General features: G+C 63.3%; 13 protein-coding genes and 1 pseudogene. 7 read left to right on the top strand and 7 right to left on the bottom strand.

Annotation, left to right across the window (positions count from 1 at the left end; all coding sequences use genetic code 11):
* The first annotated feature begins 22 nt into the window (after positions 1-22).
* Positions 23-1,846: a phosphogluconate dehydratase gene (gene edd, locus CK218_RS03790; RefSeq protein WP_095826914.1), complete on the top strand. Its 1,824-nt coding sequence runs from the start codon at positions 23-25 to the stop codon at positions 1,844-1,846.
* Between the two features lie 92 nt (positions 1,847-1,938).
* On the opposite strand, the gene CK218_RS03785 is transcribed toward edd, so the two are convergent.
* Positions 1,939-2,835 carry a LysR family transcriptional regulator gene (locus CK218_RS03785; RefSeq protein ID WP_095826913.1) on the bottom strand — a complete coding sequence of 299 codons (897 nt, stop codon included), beginning with the start codon at positions 2,833-2,835 and terminating at the stop codon, positions 1,939-1,941.
* A 107-nt stretch (positions 2,836-2,942) separates the two neighbouring features.
* Here CK218_RS03785 and CK218_RS03780 point away from each other — a divergent pair, with 107 nt between their 5' ends.
* Positions 2,943-3,947 (top strand): NADP-dependent oxidoreductase, encoded by a 1,005-nt coding sequence (locus CK218_RS03780; protein WP_095827206.1) that lies wholly within the window; start codon positions 2,943-2,945, stop codon positions 3,945-3,947.
* Between the two features lie 51 nt (positions 3,948-3,998).
* On the opposite strand, the pseudogene CK218_RS03775 reads toward CK218_RS03780, so the two are convergent.
* The 5 genes and pseudogenes from CK218_RS03775 to folD all read right to left on the bottom strand — a co-directional run.
* Positions 3,999-4,406, bottom strand: a pseudogene (locus CK218_RS03775) (transposase); the annotation flags it as partial.
* Positions 4,352-4,777, bottom strand: coding sequence for a transposase (locus tag CK218_RS03770; RefSeq protein ID WP_095826912.1), 426 nt, complete (start codon positions 4,775-4,777; stop codon positions 4,352-4,354). The pseudogene CK218_RS03775 and the gene CK218_RS03770, both read right to left, overlap by 55 nt.
* Before the next feature lie 93 nt (positions 4,778-4,870).
* The gene (locus tag CK218_RS03765; RefSeq protein WP_095826911.1) at positions 4,871-6,532 is read right to left on the bottom strand and encodes a VWA domain-containing protein; all 1,662 of its coding nucleotides are present in this window, start codon (positions 6,530-6,532) and stop codon (positions 4,871-4,873) included.
* Between the two features lie 86 nt (positions 6,533-6,618).
* A complete protein-coding gene (locus CK218_RS03760) occupies positions 6,619-7,581 on the bottom strand; it encodes a GlxA family transcriptional regulator (RefSeq protein ID WP_082953990.1) in 963 nt (320 codons plus the stop codon).
* A 52-nt stretch (positions 7,582-7,633) separates the two neighbouring features.
* A complete protein-coding gene (folD, locus tag CK218_RS03755; RefSeq protein WP_095827205.1) occupies positions 7,634-8,533 on the bottom strand; it encodes a bifunctional methylenetetrahydrofolate dehydrogenase/methenyltetrahydrofolate cyclohydrolase FolD in 900 nt (299 codons plus the stop codon).
* A gap of 540 nt (positions 8,534-9,073) precedes the next feature.
* Between folD and proC the strand changes: the two genes are divergently transcribed.
* Positions 9,074-9,889 (top strand): pyrroline-5-carboxylate reductase, encoded by an 816-nt coding sequence (gene proC / locus CK218_RS03745; RefSeq protein WP_095776410.1) that lies wholly within the window; start codon positions 9,074-9,076, stop codon positions 9,887-9,889.
* On the opposite strand, the gene CK218_RS03740 is transcribed toward proC, so the two are convergent.
* Positions 9,864-11,204: an NAD(P)H-dependent oxidoreductase gene (locus tag CK218_RS03740; RefSeq protein ID WP_095826909.1), complete on the bottom strand. Its 1,341-nt coding sequence runs from the start codon at positions 11,202-11,204 to the stop codon at positions 9,864-9,866. The two genes, proC and CK218_RS03740, sit on opposite strands and share 26 nt — an antisense overlap.
* Positions 11,205-11,726: 522 nt before the next feature.
* On the opposite strand from CK218_RS03740, the gene CK218_RS03735 reads away from it, so the two are divergent.
* The 4 genes from CK218_RS03735 to CK218_RS03720 are packed head-to-tail and all read left to right on the top strand — an operon-like array spanning position 11,727 to position 17,283.
* Positions 11,727-13,184, top strand: a complete 1,458-nt coding sequence (locus CK218_RS03735) for a TolC family protein (protein ID WP_095826908.1) — start codon at positions 11,727-11,729, stop codon at positions 13,182-13,184.
* Between the two features lie 30 nt (positions 13,185-13,214).
* Positions 13,215-15,347 (top strand): type I secretion system permease/ATPase, encoded by a 2,133-nt coding sequence (locus CK218_RS03730; RefSeq protein ID WP_095826907.1) that lies wholly within the window; start codon positions 13,215-13,217, stop codon positions 15,345-15,347.
* A 15-nt stretch (positions 15,348-15,362) separates the two neighbouring features.
* Positions 15,363-16,652, top strand: a complete 1,290-nt coding sequence (locus CK218_RS03725) for an HlyD family type I secretion periplasmic adaptor subunit (RefSeq protein ID WP_066989331.1) — start codon at positions 15,363-15,365, stop codon at positions 16,650-16,652.
* Positions 16,642-17,283 carry a ribbon-helix-helix domain-containing protein gene (locus CK218_RS03720; protein ID WP_066989333.1) on the top strand — a complete coding sequence of 214 codons (642 nt, stop codon included), beginning with the start codon at positions 16,642-16,644 and terminating at the stop codon, positions 17,281-17,283. The genes CK218_RS03725 and CK218_RS03720 overlap by 11 nt, the downstream gene beginning before the upstream one ends.

Here is a 17,283-nt window from a genome sequence, read left to right as displayed (position 1 = left end):
CCGGGGCCCGAAAGGACCAGCCATGACAGCCAGACGCGACATCGAAGCCATCACGGAACGCATCCGCCAACGTTCGAAAGCCGACCGCGAAGCCTATCTCGGCCGCATCGCGGAGGCGTCGGGACGCGCCGCCAACCGCGCGGTGCTCTCCTGCGGCAACCTCGCCCACGGCTTTGCCGTCTGCAGCCCATCGGAGAAGGTGGCACTCGGCGGCGATCGCGTGCCCAACCTCGGCATCATCACCTCCTACAACGACATGCTGTCGGCGCATCAGCCGTTCGAGACCTTTCCGGCGCTTATCAAGGACGCGGCACGCGAGGCGGGCGGCATCGCCCAGGTCGCCGGCGGCGTGCCGGCGATGTGCGACGGCGTGACGCAAGGCCAGCCAGGCATGGAACTGTCGCTGTTCTCGCGCGACGTGATCGCCATGGCAGCGGCGATCGGCCTTTCGCACAACATGTTCGACGCCGCCGTCTTCCTCGGCGTCTGCGACAAGATCGTGCCAGGGCTGGTGATCGCGGCGCTCACCTTCGGGCACCTGCCGGCTGTCTTCATCCCCGCCGGGCCGATGACGTCGGGCCTGCCGAACGACGAGAAGGCCAAGGTCCGGCAGCTCTATGCCGAGGGCAAGGCGGGCCGCGCCGAGCTGCTCGAGGCGGAGTCCAAATCCTATCACGGGCCGGGCACCTGCACCTTCTACGGCACCGCCAATTCCAACCAGATGCTGATGGAGATCATGGGCCTGCACACGCCCGGCGCCTCCTTCGTCAACCCGGGTACGCCGCTGCGCGACGCGCTGACCAGGGAGGCGGCGAAGCGCGCGCTGGCGATCACCACGCTCGGCAATGCCTATACGCCGGTCGGGCGCATGATCGACGAGCGCTCGATCGTCAACGGCGTGGTCGGCCTGCACGCGACCGGCGGCTCGACCAACCACACCATCCACCTCATCGCCATGGCCGCGGCAGCCGGAATTTCGCTTACCTGGCAGGACATCTCCGACCTGTCGGAGGCCGTGCCGCTGCTCGCCCGCGTCTACCCGAACGGACTCGCCGACGTGAACCATTTCCACGCCGCCGGCGGGCTCGGCTTCCTGATCCGCGAGTTGCTCGACGAAGGCTTGCTGCACGAGGACGTGCAGACGGTCTGGGGCGAAGGCCTGCGGCCCTATGCTGTCGAGGCAAAGCTCGGCGCCGACGGCAGCGTCGTGCGTGAAGCGGCGCCGCTCGAGAGCGGCGACGAGAGGGTGCTGGCCCCGTTCAAGAAGGCGTTCCAGCCGACCGGCGGACTGAAGGTGCTTGCCGGCAACCTCGGCCATGCCGTGATCAAGACCTCTGCGGTCAAGCCCGAACGGCGCGTCATCGAGGCGCCGGCCAAGGTGTTCGACAGCCAGCAGGGGCTGAACGAAGCTTTCAAGTCGGGCACGCTGACCGGCGACTTCGTCGCCGTGATCCGCTTCCAGGGGCCGAAGGCCAACGGTATGCCGGAACTGCACAAGCTGACCACCGTGCTCGGCGTGCTGCAGGATCGCGGCCAGCGCGTCGCGCTGGTGACCGACGGGCGCATGTCGGGTGCTTCCGGCAAGGTGCCGGCGGCGATCCATGTGACGCCGGAAGCGGTCGAGGACGGGCCGATCGCCAGGATCCATGACGGCGACATCATTCGCCTCGACGCCGATGCCGGCACGCTGGAGGTGCTGGTGCCGGGAACGGAGTTCGCGCTGCGCCGCACGGCGGATGCCGACCTGATCGGCAACGAGTTCGGCTTCGGCCGCGAGCTGTTCGCCGGCTTTCGCCAACTGGTTGGCCGCGCCGACCACGGCGCCGCCGCCTTCGCAAATGCCTAACGTCAATCTGCTAAAAAAGAGCGGCTCGGAGCCGCCGCTCGGAGCCGCCCTTTGTCGTAAGCGGTGTGCCATCGGCACCTAGACAAGAGGTCTCACGAGGTATTCTTGCCACTGAAGACCTCCGCCAAATAGTCAATAAACACCCTGACTTTACGTGGGGTGTGACGTCGCTGAGCGTAGAAGGCGAAGATCGGTTGCTCCATGGGTTCATGATCCGGCAGCAGCCGCACGAGGCGGTTCTCCGCTATATCCTGGGCGACCATGAAATCGCCCAAGAGGGAGTACCCCCCTCCCGCTAGGCAGGCGTTTCTCACCGCTCGCGCTGAGTTCATTGTCAGTTGCTGCGGCACTTCGAAGTCAATGACCTTTCCTTGATGCGAAAACTTATGAACGCGCCCCCATTCCCCGCTGACCTGAGTAACGGATGGGCGAGCCCTGATCTCGTCCAAGGTCCTGGGTGTCCCATATTGCTGGCAAAACTGGGGTGTCGCGACGAACACGATCCTCTGCGTGAAAATCCTCTGCGCAATCAGGGATGAATCGTTCAACGGTCCTACCCGGATGGCGACATCGAAGTGCTCGCCAATGAGATCAACCAAACGATTGCCAAGGTCGATTGAGACATCGAGCTGCGGGAACCGTCGCACGAACTCAGGAACCACTGGTGCCAGGCACTCATTACCAAAGGCCGTTACGCAGGAGACGTGGAGTTGGCCGCGAGGAGTTTCGTGGCGTTCGCGTACTGCGCTCCGCATCTGATCAAGCTCCTCCAGGAGGCCGGTGCTCTTTTGCACGAACTCCATCCCGGCATCCGTCAGATTGATCTGCCTGGTGGTGCGGTTAAAGAGACGTACGCCGAGATCGGTCTCCAAGTCCGCCACAATGCGGCTTACCGAGGCAGCGGAAAGGCGCAAATCCCGGCTCGCAGAAGAGAAGCTGTTATGCCTGGCGACTGCCACGGCCACCTTCATGGCCTCGATCATATCCATCCGCCATTCTTCCGAAATTCAAAATAATGTCTCTCACCGTGCGCTCTTTAACACGGAAGCCGAAATCATGCATCAATGGGGCGAACGCTCAAATTGAGGAGATGGACATGTCCAAAAATCCTAGCTGGATACTTCGCAGCTACCCTTCCGCAATGCCCTCCGTCGAGAACTGGAGCCTGGAGGAGCGTTCAATTCCCGATGCCGCGGATGGTGAGCTGCTGGTGAAAACTCTGTGGCTCTCCGTCGATCCCTATATGCGCGGTCGGATCAGCCCCGCGAAGAATTATGCTGCTGGTTTTAGAATTGGCGACCTGATGTGTGGCGGCGGAATTGGCGAGGTAATTACGTCTGAGTCTCCGGACTTCAAGCCAGGCGACCTCGTGATGAGCGATCATTTTGGTTGGCAGCCGTTCAGCGTGATCCCGGCCGCGTCAGCCAAGCCAGTGACGACAACCGACGCTCCGATTCAGGCCGTACTGAGCTATCTCGGCATGCCCGGTCTCACCGCCTACTTTGCCCTCCTCAAAACCGCAACTCCGAAGGTGGGGGAAACGGTGTTGATCTCTGCCGCTTCAGGAGCTGTGGGGCAGATTGCGGGACAGATCGCGCGGATCAAAGGGTTCGACCCAGTCGCTGTTGCGGGCTCGGATGAGAAGCTGGAATGGTGCAGGGAGCTTGGATATCGGACTGGAGTCAATCATCGACGCTCCGCTGATCTCGTGGCAGATGTCGTCACCGCATGCCCTAGCGGCGTCGATGTCTTTATCGACAACACCGCCGGGCCGATTCACGATGCAGCCATGCTAAATCTCAACATCTTTGGCAGAGTGGTGGTTGTCGGCACTATTGCCTTGGCCGACCGGTTTGACCAGCCTGATGTCGGTCTCAGGCATCTCAGAAGGACACTAATCACCCGTGCGCGGATAGAAGGGTTCTTGCTCGACGACCACGAAGGAGAATACGAGACCGCGATTGCCGATCTGCTGTCATGGTACAAACAGGGACTGCTTCAGACACGGGAAGATGTTGCGGAAGGGATCGAGACCGTGCCCCACGCTTTCGTTCGGATGTTGAAGGGAGAGAACTTCGGCAAGCAACTGGTCAAGCTATGACGCTCTAACCAGGGTTGTCCGCTTCGGCCCGACCCGATTTTTGTGCACGCGTTACTCAAGCGGATCGTTCCAAGGCAGCAGCTCGTCGATCCGCCTCCGCTTGTGGCCGTTCACGATGGCGGTAAGCGTGGTGGTCAAGTAGGCCTGCGGGTCAACAGCATTGAGTTTGCAGGTCCCGATCAGCGAAGCGATGGTCGCCCAGTTCTCGGGTCCGGCGTCGTGCGCGGCAAAGGTTGCGTTGTTACGATTCAGGGCGATTGCCCGATGGTTCGTTCGACGCTGTTGTTGTCGATCTCGACGCGGCCGTCGGCTAGGCAGAGCTTCAGGCCATCCCAATATTTGGCATATAGACCAAAGCCTCGCCGAGTGGGGACTTTGTTTCGACACGGGCACGGTGACAGACTTCATGTCGGCAACCAGCGGCACTGATCGTCCCTGTCGCCCGGCAAGGCGCGCCTCCGGGCAGCAGACGCACCTTCGTCAAGACGGATGGTGACCGGGCCGACAACGATCTCGGCGCGGGAGGTCTGCTTGGCGGTTGGCGGTTGCGGCGTGGACGTATCAATGATCATTGCTGCGAATTCCACGGCATCCTCTGGCGCAGGCAAAACTAGGTTGCCCTGCCGGGCCAGCGTTCGCCAGGACGACAGATGGTTGCCCTCCAGCCCGTGGCGCTCCGCTACTTCGTTCACCGTCACGCCCGGACGCAAGCCCTCCGAAACGATCTGTGCCTTGACCTCATCCGGCCATTGGCGATGCGCCTCACGTCGGCCCCGCCGTGTCGTGAGAACCTCCAATGTCGTGTCCTGGAGAAACTGCTTCTCGCTCATCCATGGAACCTTGATCACAGATCAGGCGTCAGCGGACAACGTTGGGGGCAAAACAGCGGTTACCCTTTTTCGTTCGTTTGCGGACGGCGATGCCTACTGAACGGTGATCTCGCTCCGCTCACCGGCCTTGATCGTCACCGGCATTTCCTTGTCCTGGCCCTGATCGGACATGTGCCGCACGACGACATAGTCGCCGGCGGGGATCGTCTGTTGCCAGCTGTCGCCATAGGTCAGGCCGAGCGACTTGCGCTTGCCCTCAATATCCTTCTTTGACGAGAACACCTCGATCGAATAGGCGCCGGGCGCCGACATTGCCAGCACGCCGGCGCCGAGAGCCACCTTCACATCCTGGTTGTCGCCGGCCTTGATGCTGAAGGGCTGTTCGACAACGGCGAGATCGAGCGTGGTTAGCGCGACATAGTCGTCCGGCGGCAGCCAGAACTTGCTGTCCGGACCGTAGGAGTGCTCCACGCTTTCACGCGAACCGTCGATCTTCTTCTTAGCCTTGACGATCTCGAAGCCGATGCCGGAATTGTCGGCTTTGTCGCCGCCGGCGGTGTAGTAGGCGTTGAGCACGGCATGGCCGACGCCGACCACGATATCCTTCTCGACCGTCTGTCCGGCGGCAAGCTGGATGGTTTCGGTCACCGTGCCGGCGCCGACCTGCACCGTCACCTTCTGCTCGCCCGCCGGCACGGTGGCCTTTGCGTCGCCATAGTGGGTCGTGCTGCCGCCCGGATAGGCGAAGTCGACACGCGCCTCGCCGCTGATCTCCGAGCCCTGGCTCGCATGCGGGTGGATAACCAAGGTTCCGGCGTTCAGCGTGAACAACGGGCTGTAGGTCTGGCCGGCTTCGATCTTGATCTTCTGCTCGCTCCTTGCCTCGTCGGCGCGACCGACGACAATGTAATCGCCCGGCTCGAGATTGGTCTTGAGCTCGCCATACTCGGTCATGACCTGATCGCCGCGCGAGCCGTCGGACTTGGCCTTGTAGATCTCCCAGGCATTGCCGTCGGTGATGGGATCGCCGCCTTCAGCCATGACGACGCTCGGCGTGAAGTTGAATTCAGGTTTGGCGGGTTCGGGTGCAGGCGCCGGCGCCGGGGCCGGAGCAGGCTCTGGCGCAGGCGCCGGCGCCGCGACGGTCTCGACCAGCGCTTGCTGCAATGCCTTCTCGTCGGAGGCCTGGATGTATTTTCCGCCGGTGTTCTCGGCGAGGCAGGCGATCTGCCTGCCTTCGTCGGCGGTCAGGCCGAAGCCGACCACGTCGGCGGTGAAGTCGACGCCGGTCTCCTTCAGCTCCTTGCCGAGCGCGCACGGATCGCCACCGCAGGTCTCAAGACCGTCGGTGATGAGAACGACCGTGGCCTTGTCCTCGGTGTATTTCAGCGCTTCGGCGGCCTGCTTGACGGCCGCCGTCAGCGGCGTCTTGCCAAGGAATTTCATGCTGTCGGCGGCCGCCGAGATCGCGCTCGCCGAACCCGCCTGCGGCGGCACGATCAGCTCGATGTCCGCGCAGCTGCCTTTCTGGCGATGCCCGTAGGCCATGAAGCCGATCTCGTCGTCGCCCGGCACCGACTGCAGCACCGTGCGCAGCGATTCGCGCGCGATCTCGAGCTTCGGCTTGCCGTCTATCTGGGCCCACATGGAGCCGGATGCATCGAGAATGATGATGACCTTGTTGGCGGCAAAGCCAAAGGTGGTCATCGACAAAAGGAGGATCGCCGCAGCGACGCTCCGTGCCAGTCCCGCCATGAAAATCTCCTGAGTGAACCCCCGTCCGCGCCGGGAAAGCTATTTGAGCCGGGCTTTGCAGACAAGTCCGATGGCCGGCAAGTCGCTCAATAGGTGGTTCGGCGCTCTTCCGACGGCGGACGGCCGAACTGCAGCCGGTAGCTTTGCGCGAAATAGGAGTGGGAGGTGAAGCCGGTGGCGATCGCGACGTCGAGGATCGGCATGTTGGTCTGGCGCAGCAATTCGCGCGCCCGCTCGAGCCTGAGCCGCATGTAGTAGCGGCCCGGCGTCACGTTGAGATGGCGCAGGAACAGGCGCTCGACCTGGCGCACCGACAGGCCCGCCGACTTGGCAAGCTGCACCGCCGACAAAGGCTCATCGAGATGGTCGGCCATCAGCTCGACGATACGTCTCAGCTTCTCCGACTTGCCGGTGAGGTCGCGCTCAGGTCCGACGCGCTGGCGGTCACCGGCCGAGCGGATGCGCTCGTGCTGGAACTGGTTGGCGACGCCATTGGCGAGATTGGAGCCGAAATCGCCGCGCACGATCTCCAGCATCAGATCGATCGAGGTGGTGCCGCCGGCGCAGGTGTAGCGCTTGCGATCGATCTCGAAAACGTTGCCGGTGCAGTTGATGTCCGGAAAACGCTCCATGAAGCCGGCGCGGTTTTCCCAGTGGATAGTGCAGCGGTAGCCGTCGAGCTGGCCGGCCTCGGCGAGCAGATAGGAGCCGACCGAGAGCGCGCCGAGCGCGTTGCCGCGGCGGCCCCAGCTGCGCAGCGCCGCCAGCACCTTGCTCTTGCCGGGGAACTCGGTGGTGAGCCCGACCGAGACGAACAGGATATCGACCGGCGGCATGTCGGCGACTGAATAGTCGATCTTGAGCGGAAGGCCGTTGGAAGCCATGACCGCGTCGCCATCTGCCGATATCGTCGTCCAGCCGTAATAATCGCGGCCGAGCAGACGGTTGGCCGAGCGGAAGCAATCGATCGCCGCCGCCAGCGAGAACATCGAAAACTTGTCGACCAGCAGGAAGCCGAACTGCCGACCGCCCTGAACGGGATCGCCCATGACCGGCCGTTCAACAGGAGCAGTAAGATTCGGCAAGGATGCTGCTTTCCGATCAGAAGGACGGCCGCTTCAATCCGGCCGCGAGGTAGGCGGAAGCTACAGTGTTGGCCATCAGCATGGCAATGGTCATCGGTCCGACGCCGCCGGGGACCGGCGTGATGGCGCCGGCGACCGCGGCCGCTTCGGCATAGACGACGTCGCCGACCAGCCGCGACTTGCCTTCGCCCTTCTCTGGCGCCGGGATGCGGTTGATGCCGACATCGATAACGGTGGCGCCGGGCTTCACCCAATCACCCTTGATCATTTCGGGACGGCCGACAGCGGCGACCAGGATATCGGCGGTGCGCGCCAGCGCCGGCAGGTCCTTGGTACGGCTATGGGCAATGGTGACGGTACAGTTGGCGGCGAGCAGCAGATTGGCCATCGGCTTTCCGACGATGTTGGAGCGGCCGACGACGACGGCATTGAGGCCGGAAAGGTCCTTGCCGCGCACGCGCTGGATCAACAGCATCGAGCCGGCGGGCGTGCAGGGCACGAACGCCGTCTCGAGCTCGCCGGTACCGAGCTTGCCGACATTGATGAAGTGGAAGCCGTCGACATCCTTTTCCGGCGCGATCGTCTGGATGACCTTGCCGGCATCGATATGGCCGGGCAGCGGCAGTTGCACGAGGATGCCGTGGATCGACGGGTCGGCGTTGAGATCGCCGATGGTCTTCAACAGCTGCTCTTCGCTCGTCTCAGCCGGCAGCGTGTGCTGGAGCGAATGGAAGCCGCACTCCTTGGCCGTGCGCGACTTCGAGGCGACGTAGACCTGGCTTGCCGGATCCTCGCCCACGATCACCACCGCCAGACCGGGCCTGGTCGCGCCCTTGGCCGAAAGCTCGGCGGTCAGCGCCTTGACCTTCGATACCACGTCTGCGGCGACACTCTTCCCGTCGATCACTTCGGCCATCATTCACCTTCAACACTGTTGCGCGGCCACGCCTCGCACGCAGCCCTGATCCTCAATCCAGCAGTCGGCACGCGAACGCGGCGCGCAAGCGGTCAAATGCCGCGCGGCATTTTCACGAAAATTCGACAGGCCAATCCCGTCAAAACGTCGTCGGATGCCGTAAACCCGAAACCGGCTGCTTTTATCGAAGGCCGCTTTTAGCGAAGACGGGGTGTTTTAGAAATAGCGGCGGCGCGAGCGGCTTTCGGTCAGAACGCGCACCGCCTCGCGAAATTCGCGCAGGCGGGCCCTGATCTCGTCGATCTGGTCCTGCCGATCGTCTGGCGACCGGCGCGCCTCGGCTGTCGGCGATTGCGAATGGGAAGGCGCCGACGGAGCGTATGTTTCGTCCGGTAGTTCCGGACGCTGCGGATGGTCCGAACTATGAAACAGGTGCGGCTTTGAGCGGACGGCGTCTCCAAGCCATGCACCGACCTTGGAGACTGGACTTTTCCGCAACCGCGCGAGCGGCTAAGGAGAGCCCTCTTTGCGGAGGTTTCGATGACCATCAGGCTTGTTCTCGCCGGTTGCGGCAATATGGGTTACGCGATGCTCTCGGGCTGGCTGAAAGCCGGCAAGCTCGAGCCGTCGGCGGTGTTCGTGGTCGAGCCCAATGCCGAGTTGCGCAGGCGAGCCGAACATCTTGGTTGCGGCGCCGCGGCCGACGCATCCGCAATTCCCGCCGATGCCATGCCCGATCTCGTCGTCATCGCCGTGAAACCGCAGGTCATCCGCGATGTGACGGCAAGCTACAAGCGCTTCGGCGACGGCAGGACCACCTTCGTCAGCATCGCCGCGGGCACGCCGGTCGCGACCTTCGAGGAGATCCTGGGCCGGCTCGCGCCGATCGTGCGCTGCATGCCGAACACGCCGGCCGCGATCGGCAAGGGCATGATGGTGGTGTTTTCCAACCCGCTCGTTCCCGACAACGTCAGGCGGTTCGTCGCTGAGCTGCTCTCGGCGAGCGGTGTCGTGACGACGATCGACGACGAGAGCCTGATGGACGCCGTGACCGCGGTCTCCGGTTCCGGCCCGGCCTATATTTTCCATTTCATCGAGGCGCTGACGGTCGCCGCCGAGAAGGCTGGCCTGCCGGCCGAGACAGCCAAGCTGCTCGCCCTGCAGACCGTCTATGGTGCAGCCTCGCTTGCCGCTGAAAGCGACGAGGAGCCGGGCGTGCTGCGCCAGCAGGTCACCAGCCCCAACGGCACGACCGCCGCCGCGCTTGCCGTGCTGATGGGCGAAGACCGGCTGACGAAGCTTTTGACCGACGCGGTGGAAGCGGCGCGGCTCAGATCGATAGAGCTGGGGAAGTAGACCTCACCCCATACAGCATCTCGTCCTGCAGTTGACGCAGGGCAAATAGCTTGGTCGTCTGGTCGGGCGCGGCGTTGTCGGCGGTCAGGAGTTCGCCCTTCCTGACCGGCTTCAGCACCTTGCCGCCTTCGAGCAGTCCGACCGGCACGGCACGGCTGGCGCGCGCCTCGGCGACCGTCATGGTCCAGGAGCGGTAGCAGGTCTCGCCGATGGCGTCGAAGATCTCGCCTGCGGCGAGGTCGCGCTTGGCGACCGCGCAGACCTCGGCCACCGGTGTAGGCAGCGGCACCATGTCGGGTTTGCCGTAGAGCATGATGCGGGCTGCGGTCAGCGGCACCTCCAGCGAGGTCAGGTGGTATGGCCTGAAGAAGCTGTAATAAGGGCCGTGGCCGACATGGAGATCGTCCATGCGCTCGACGACACGCGGATGCGTCGCCTCAACGATGACGAAGACGCCAGGCGCCACGCCCTTGCCGATCGTGTAGTCGACGATACCCTTCTTCGACAGGATGCCGCCGTCCTCGCGCGGGATGAGCACCTTGGCCAGCTGATCACGGTCGGCTTTCGGGCCGTGCATGCCCGGAACATCGGGCACCAGGCCGGTGGCGTTGGCGATGGCGCACATCTCGACCATGGTCTTGGAGCCGTCCACGAACTCGACCAGCATGCGCGGGTTCATGTTCCGGCGCAGCGCTTCATCCCGATAATCGTCGGGAACGGCGTCGTGGTTGAGCGGGTTGTTCTTGCCCTTGCCGGCCGAGACGATGGTGTAACCGAGCGCCGAGGCGAACTCGATCAGCTCCATGCAGCTCGACGGCTCGTCGCCGGCGCCGACCGAATAAACAACGCCGAGCCGATCCGCCTGCTGCTTGAGGTAGCAGCCGATGGTCACGTCGGCCTCGACATTCATCATCACCAGATGCTTGCCATGCTGCATCGCCATCAGGTCGAAATCGGCGGCGACGCCGGGTTTGCCAGTGGCATCAATGACGACGTCGATCAGCGGATTGGTGACTAGCATCTCGTTCGAGGTGATGGCGATCCTGCCGCTTTCTATCGCCTGGCTTACCTTGGAGGCGGTCTCGGCTTCTGCAGCCATTGCATCGTCGCCATAGGCGATGCGGATCGCGTCGCGAGCCGTGTGCGGGCGGCGCGTGGAAATGGCCGCAATCGAAATGCCCGGCATCAGCATGCCCTGCGTCACCAGATCGGTGCCCATCTCGCCGGAACCGATGACGCCGATGCGCACGGGGCGGCCGTCGGCGGCGCGCCGGGCGAGATCGCGGGCAAGCCCGGTCAGGGCGACATTTGTCATACAAGAACGTCCATGCTTTGCTTCAGCCCGCAATACAGGGAACGATCCCCGTTTGCCAACAAAACCAGCCACCCATGGCAATTTCGTGCGCACGTCTTGCAGGACCGGCGCAGATTTCCCGCAACGATCCGCAACGTTCAGGTGTTTGAAAGCCTTGGCCATGTCCGGAGGAAGGGCGGATGCCGCGGTTCATGCCAAGTGCCGATCTGACCGCCAAAGTTGGCACGGTGAGCGACGTCTCGGTCGATTCCTTTGTGCGGACTTACTGTTTATTTAGGGAAAATAATGTTCGCGGTCGGTTTCAACTGAACGGCGCCCTCGGCGAGGATCGTTTTCTGTGCCATTTTTGCTACATCCGCCGGGACTAATGGCTGGAATCCGTGCTTTTGGAGCGCTCTAAATCAATAAGTCCTCCCATCCGCGAAAAATCTGCTAGATACTCGTTGCAAGCTCCGGTGGCAGGCTTGGGCGAAATAAGCGCTGACAAAAACAAAAAGGCGCGGGGATAGTCACGGGGTAGAAATGACCAGGACGGGTAAAGTGACCGTCGGCTGGCGCCTTGCGCTTGCCATGACGGTGTCGATGCTGGCTTGCGGAAGCGCCAGCGCACTCACGCTCAAGGAAGCTGTAGCAGTCGCCGTCGAATCCAATCCTGAGATTGGGCAGGCGATCGAAAACCGCGAAGCCATCGAATTCGAGCTGCGCCAGGCGAAAGGGCTCTATCTTCCCAGCGTCGATCTGGAAGCGTCGACCGGCGTCCGCCGTCTGGATAACGACTCCCGGCGAGCGCTCGACGAGGACCATGACGCGCTTTATCCAAACGAAGCGGACCTCACCGTCTCACAGACGCTCTATGACAGTGGCGCGAGACGGGCCGAATTGAACCGCCAGGCCTCGCGCGTCGACGGAGCTTCCTTCAGGGTGTTGGAACGGTCCGAATTCATCGGGCTTGCCGTCGTCCAGGACTATCTCGAATACATGCTGCAGGCGTCGATCGTCGCCGAAGCGAAGAAGAACCTCGGCTTCCATCAGTCTATACTCGGCGACATCAAGCAAGGCATCGCGGGCGGCGCGCTCAACGATGCCGACCGGCAGCAGGCCGAGGAGCGGCTTTACGCCGCCAAGGCGCGGATGCAGGAGGCGACCGAGGAACTGGAAGCGGCCAAGATCCGCTTCTTCAAGAATGTCGGCAAGCCGCTGACCAACCCGTCGCGGCCGGCCGATGTGGCCGGCGCGCTGCCGCGCTCGCTCGATGACGCGATCGGGCTTGCCCGACAGAACAATCCGCGCGTCCACATGGCCAACAGCGACATTGATGCGGCCGCGTCGCTGGTCGATGCCGCGCGGGCGAAATACGGCCCCACCATCACCGCCGAGGGTGTCGCGCGGGGCGGCTATGACATCGATGGCGACGACGGCGACACCAGCGACCTGCAGGCTCGGGTGGTGCTGCGCTGGAATCTCTATCGCGGCGGCATCGACAAAGCCAACGAGCAGGAGCAGATCCGCCGCACCAGCGAGCAGCGCCTCGCGCTGCATCAGGTGCTGCGCGAGATCGAGGAAGCTGTCCGCACATCTTGGGACCGCCGCTTCCGGCAGGCGGAACTTGCGCAGACGCTGCGGCTGCAGGCAGCAACCAACGAAAGGCTGGTTGCCTCCTACCGCGAGCAGTTCAAGGTCGGACAGCGCTCGCTGCTCGACGTGCTCGATGCGCAAAACACGCGCTTCAACACCGCGACGCTCGCCGACACCTCGTCCTACGCGTCGCTGTTTGCCCAATACCGGCTGCTGGCCGCGACCGGGGAGTTGCTGAAGACGCTGAACATCCAGCCGGCCAAGCAGGCAGCCGCCTACGCGCGCAGCGAATTCGGCGTGCCGGCGACAGCCGATACCGAAACCTATGCGCGCACACCATCGGAGCAGAAGAACGATCTGCCGTTCGACATCCTCGCGCCGGTCAGGAAGAAGCAGCCGATGTAAGCATCGATCTCTGGTCCTTCGGGGCGGATCGTGAACCAGCAACCTAATATCGTCTCGCCCAAGGAGGCTTTCAAAGCCTGCTTCTCGGCGATTGCAGCCTATCTTGGGCGGCCGAGCGCCGAGACCGTGCTGTTTGCCGGGGTGCCGATTTCGGACACGCTGATCGAGCCGGACGACATCAGGCATCTGGCCGAACGGATCGGTCTCGAGGTCCAGGCGTTCAACCATCGCGATTTCGTGCGCGGCCGGGTCGATCTTCCGGCCATCGTCTTCCGCGCCAGCCAACTGCCGGTTGCGTTGCTCGCCGAAACGGAAACTGGGCAATTTCTAACGGCGCCGCAGGAAAACGGCCGCACCACGATCGGCAAATCGGAGCTTGCCGAAAGCTACATCAGCGGTGGCGCCTCATTCTCGATCACCTATGCCAACACCGCCGAGGAGATGACGGTCGGCACGGCGCCGAGGATCGAAAGACGCCATTGGCTGACCGGAACGATGGGGGCGTTCTGGCGCACTTACTCGAAGGTCGTGCTGTCGGCGGTCTTCATCAACCTCTTGGCGATCGCCTCGCCGATCTTCACCATGAACGTCTACGACCGCATCCTGCCGAACAAGGCGATCTCGACGCTCTGGGTGCTGGCGCTCGGGATCGGCGCGGCCATCCTGTTCGACCTGTTGCTGAAGACGGCCCGTGCCTCGCTTATCGACTATGCCGGGCGCAAGGCGGATCTCAGGATTTCCTATCTGCTGTTCGAGAAAGTGCTCAACTCGTCGCTTTCGGCGCGGCCGGGATCGACCGGCGAATACGCGAATCGTGTCACACAATATGAGTTCGTGCGCGAGTTCTTCACCTCGAATACCATAAGCGTCTTCATCGACACGGTTTTCGTCTTCGTCTTCCTGCTGGTCATCTACGCTATTGGCGGCTGGCTGGTGATCATACCGGCGCTCGCCTTCGTCATCGCCGTCATTGTCGGTCTGGTGACACAGAGGCGCATCGGCAGGCGGGTCGCCGCCTCGATGAACGAATCTGCCCAGCGGCAGGCGCTCCTAGTCGAGTCCATTTCCACGCTGGAGACGATCAAGTCGCTGCGCGCCGAGGCCTATCTGCTGCGCAAATGGGGCGAGCACTCGAAGAACGCCGCCAACACCTCGGAGAAGATCAAGGAGCTTTCCGCCGCTGCCGGCAACATCACCGGCGCCATCCAGCAATTCGTCACCGTCGCCCTGGTGGTTGCCGGCGCCTATGCCTTCTCGGAAGGCCAGGTCTCGACGGGCGCGATTATCGGCACGGTCATGCTGGCGGGCCGCGCGGTCGCGCCGCTCGGCCAGATCGCCATCACGCTCTCCCGCTTCCGGCAAGCCGTGCTGTCGCTCAGGATCGTCAATACGATCATGTCGCAGCCGGAGGACCGGCCCGACACGGTCGGCTTCGTCAACCGGCCGATCCGCAGCGGCGCGATGCTGTTCAAGAATGTCGGCTTCGCCTATCCAGGCACCGAAAACGAGGTTCTGAACGGGCTCAACATTGCAATCCGCCCCGGCGAGCGCATAGGCATCATCGGCCGCATCGGCTCCGGCAAGACCACGATGGGCCGCCTGATCGGCCGGCTGTTCCTGCCGACGTCCGGAGAACTGCTGCTCGACGGCATCGACATCCGCCAGTACCACCCGTCCGAAGTTCGTGCCGCGGTCGGTATCGTCGCGCAGGCCGGCGACCTTTTTTCGGGCACCATCAAGGAAAACCTCCTGATGGCCGCGCCGGACGCGACCGACGAGGAGATCATCGATGCGGCGAAGGCCGCTGGCGTCGACGACTTCGTCTCTCGCCATCCGCGCGGCTACGACATGAATGTCGGCGAGCGTGGCACCAATCTGTCGGGCGGCCAGAGGCAGGCTGTGGCGATCGCGCGGCTGCTGCTGACCAAGCCGAAAATCGTGTTCCTGGACGAGCCGTCGGGTTCGATGGACCTGGCCTCGGAACGGCAGTTGATCAGGCAGCTCAAGGTGGCGTTCGACCGCAACACGACGCTGATCGTGTCGACCCATCGCTACAGCATGCTGGAGCTGGTCGACCGCCTCATCGTCATCGAGCAGGGGCGCGTGGTCGCGGACGGAGCAAAGGAACAAGTCATCCAGGCATTGCAGAAGGCGAATGCCTGACCGGGACGTTGGGGAATGTTAGCAAAAGACGACCGGCCGCCGCTTTTCGCATCGGCGTCGGTATACATCATAGGGGCACTGTTCGTGGCCTTCACCGCCTGGGCATCCTTTGCCGAGGTCGATGAGATCGCGCGCGGCGACGGCAAGGTCATTCCCGCTTCCAAGACGCAGATCATCCAGGCGAGCGAAGCCGGCGTCGTCCAGGAAATCGCTGTCAAGATCGGCCAGACCGTCAGGAAGAACGATCTGATCATCCGCCTCGACAACACAGGCAACACCTCGAGCCTGGGTGAAGAGCAGGCCAAGGCGCGGGCGTTGCAGGCGCGCATTGCCAGGCTCAAATTCGAGCAGAGCGGCAATCTCGAGGGCGCGTTCCCCTGTCCGTCCGACATCCAGAAGACTGCCCCGGAGATCTGCGACAACGAGCAGAAGCTGCTCGTTGCGCGCCGGGACAACTTCCAAGTCAAGCTTTCCGTGCTGAAGTCGCGTCTCGATCAGCGCGAGAAGGAACTGGACGAGGCAACTGCCAATTCAGACCGCCTTTCCAAGAGCCTCGCCGTCAGCGACCAGGAAACGGCGCTGGTCGAATCGATGGTCAAGAAAGGCCTGATGGCCAGGACCGAACAGATACGCGTCGAGCGGGAGCAGACCGATCTCCGCGGTCAGCTCAACCTTGCCGGAGAGACCATCAAGAAGAGCAAGGCGGCCATCACCGAGGCGCAGCTTCAAGTCGACGAGCTCGGCCTGCAATTGCAGCAGGAAGCATTGAGCGACTTGACGCAGGCGCTGGCGGACCTCTCTGTGGTGGACGAAACCATTCGCGGCGCCACCGACAAGGTGGCGCGGACCGATATCCGTTCGCCTGTCGACGGCATCGTCAACACGCTCGATGTCAACACGCTCGGCGCTTTCGTCCAGCCGGGCGCGGTCGTGGCCGGCATCGTGCCGACCTCGGAGACGCTGCTGGTCGAGGCGCGGGTCTCGCCGCGCGACGTCGCCTTCATCCAGCCGGACCAGGACGCGCTGATCAAGGTCACGGCCTACGACTTCTCGATCTTCGGCGGCATCGAAGGCAAGGTCTCCAACATCACCGCCGACAGCCTGGTCGACCAGAAGACGGGCGAGCCCTACTATCAAGTGCGCGTCGCGACCGAGAAATCCACGCTGCAAAGGAACGGCAAGACTTATTCGATTATCCCCGGCATGATCTGCTCGGTCGATATCAAGACCGGGCGCAAGACGATCCTCAACTATCTTTTGAAGCCCATCAACAAGGCGCGCCAGGAGGCGATGAGTGAACGATAGCGCCGCACGCCCCGACACTCCGCGCGACCGGCTGCTGCCGCCGCTCGCAGCCGAGGATTTCGGCCCGGAGTTCCGCGTCGTCGCGCGTGGCGGCGTGCGCCGCGGCATCCGGCTGGAGCGAGCCTTCTGGGTGTCGCTGAAGCAGATGGCCGAAAACCGCAAATGCACGATCGGCATGCTGGTCGAGGAGATCGCCGAAAATCATCCCGACCAGGGCAATCTCACATCGGCGATCCGGGTCGCATGCATGCGCGGCCTCGCCGAGGAAAGCATGGAACTGCGCAAGCTCGCCTCGATCCGGACCATCAACGCGATCCTGGTCGCCTGCCCCTCGCCCGCCTTCGCGCTGTCTTCGTCGAAGAAGATCCTGACCTTCAATGCCCCGTTCCAGCAATTGGTCAGGCGCCAGCTGCCGAACGCGCCGGGCGACGATGGCAGGCAGGACCTCAAGCTGGCGCTGGACCTCAACGTCGTCGACGTTTTTGCCCGGCTCGACGCCAATGGCGAGACACCCGTCACCACCGGCTTCGTCATCGGCGCCGGCGAGCGCCGCTACAGGGGCCAGCTCAGCGCGGTGCGCGCGCCGGTCACAGAGCCGGAGCTGTTGATGGCGTTCGTCTTCAACGGTTGA

This window comes from Mesorhizobium sp. WSM3879 (genome assembly GCF_002294915.1).
GTDB lineage: Bacteria > Pseudomonadota > Alphaproteobacteria > Rhizobiales > Rhizobiaceae > Mesorhizobium.
This window is presented reverse-complemented; position numbering and strand designations above follow the sequence as displayed.

What these genes read in the sequence shown, in the direction of transcription:
- edd (WP_095826914.1), top strand. Translation starts at nt 23, where the DNA reads ATGACAGCCAGACGCGACATCGAAGCCATCACGGAACGCATCCGCCAA.
- CK218_RS03785 (WP_095826913.1), bottom strand. Translation starts at nt 2,835, where the DNA reads ATGGATATGATCGAGGCCATGAAGGTGGCCGTGGCAGTCGCCAGGCAT.
- CK218_RS03780 (WP_095827206.1), top strand. Translation starts at nt 2,943, where the DNA reads ATGTCCAAAAATCCTAGCTGGATACTTCGCAGCTACCCTTCCGCAATG.
- CK218_RS03770 (WP_095826912.1), bottom strand. Translation starts at nt 4,777, where the DNA reads ATGAGCGAGAAGCAGTTTCTCCAGGACACGACATTGGAGGTTCTCACG.
- CK218_RS03765 (WP_095826911.1), bottom strand. Translation starts at nt 6,532, where the DNA reads ATGGCGGGACTGGCACGGAGCGTCGCTGCGGCGATCCTCCTTTTGTCG.
- CK218_RS03760 (WP_082953990.1), bottom strand. Translation starts at nt 7,581, where the DNA reads ATGGGCGATCCCGTTCAGGGCGGTCGGCAGTTCGGCTTCCTGCTGGTC.
- folD (WP_095827205.1), bottom strand. Translation starts at nt 8,533, where the DNA reads ATGGCCGAAGTGATCGACGGGAAGAGTGTCGCCGCAGACGTGGTATCG.
- proC (WP_095776410.1), top strand. Translation starts at nt 9,074, where the DNA reads ATGACCATCAGGCTTGTTCTCGCCGGTTGCGGCAATATGGGTTACGCG.
- CK218_RS03740 (WP_095826909.1), bottom strand. Translation starts at nt 11,204, where the DNA reads ATGACAAATGTCGCCCTGACCGGGCTTGCCCGCGATCTCGCCCGGCGC.
- CK218_RS03735 (WP_095826908.1), top strand. Translation starts at nt 11,727, where the DNA reads ATGACCAGGACGGGTAAAGTGACCGTCGGCTGGCGCCTTGCGCTTGCC.
- CK218_RS03725 (WP_066989331.1), top strand. Translation starts at nt 15,363, where the DNA reads ATGTTAGCAAAAGACGACCGGCCGCCGCTTTTCGCATCGGCGTCGGTA.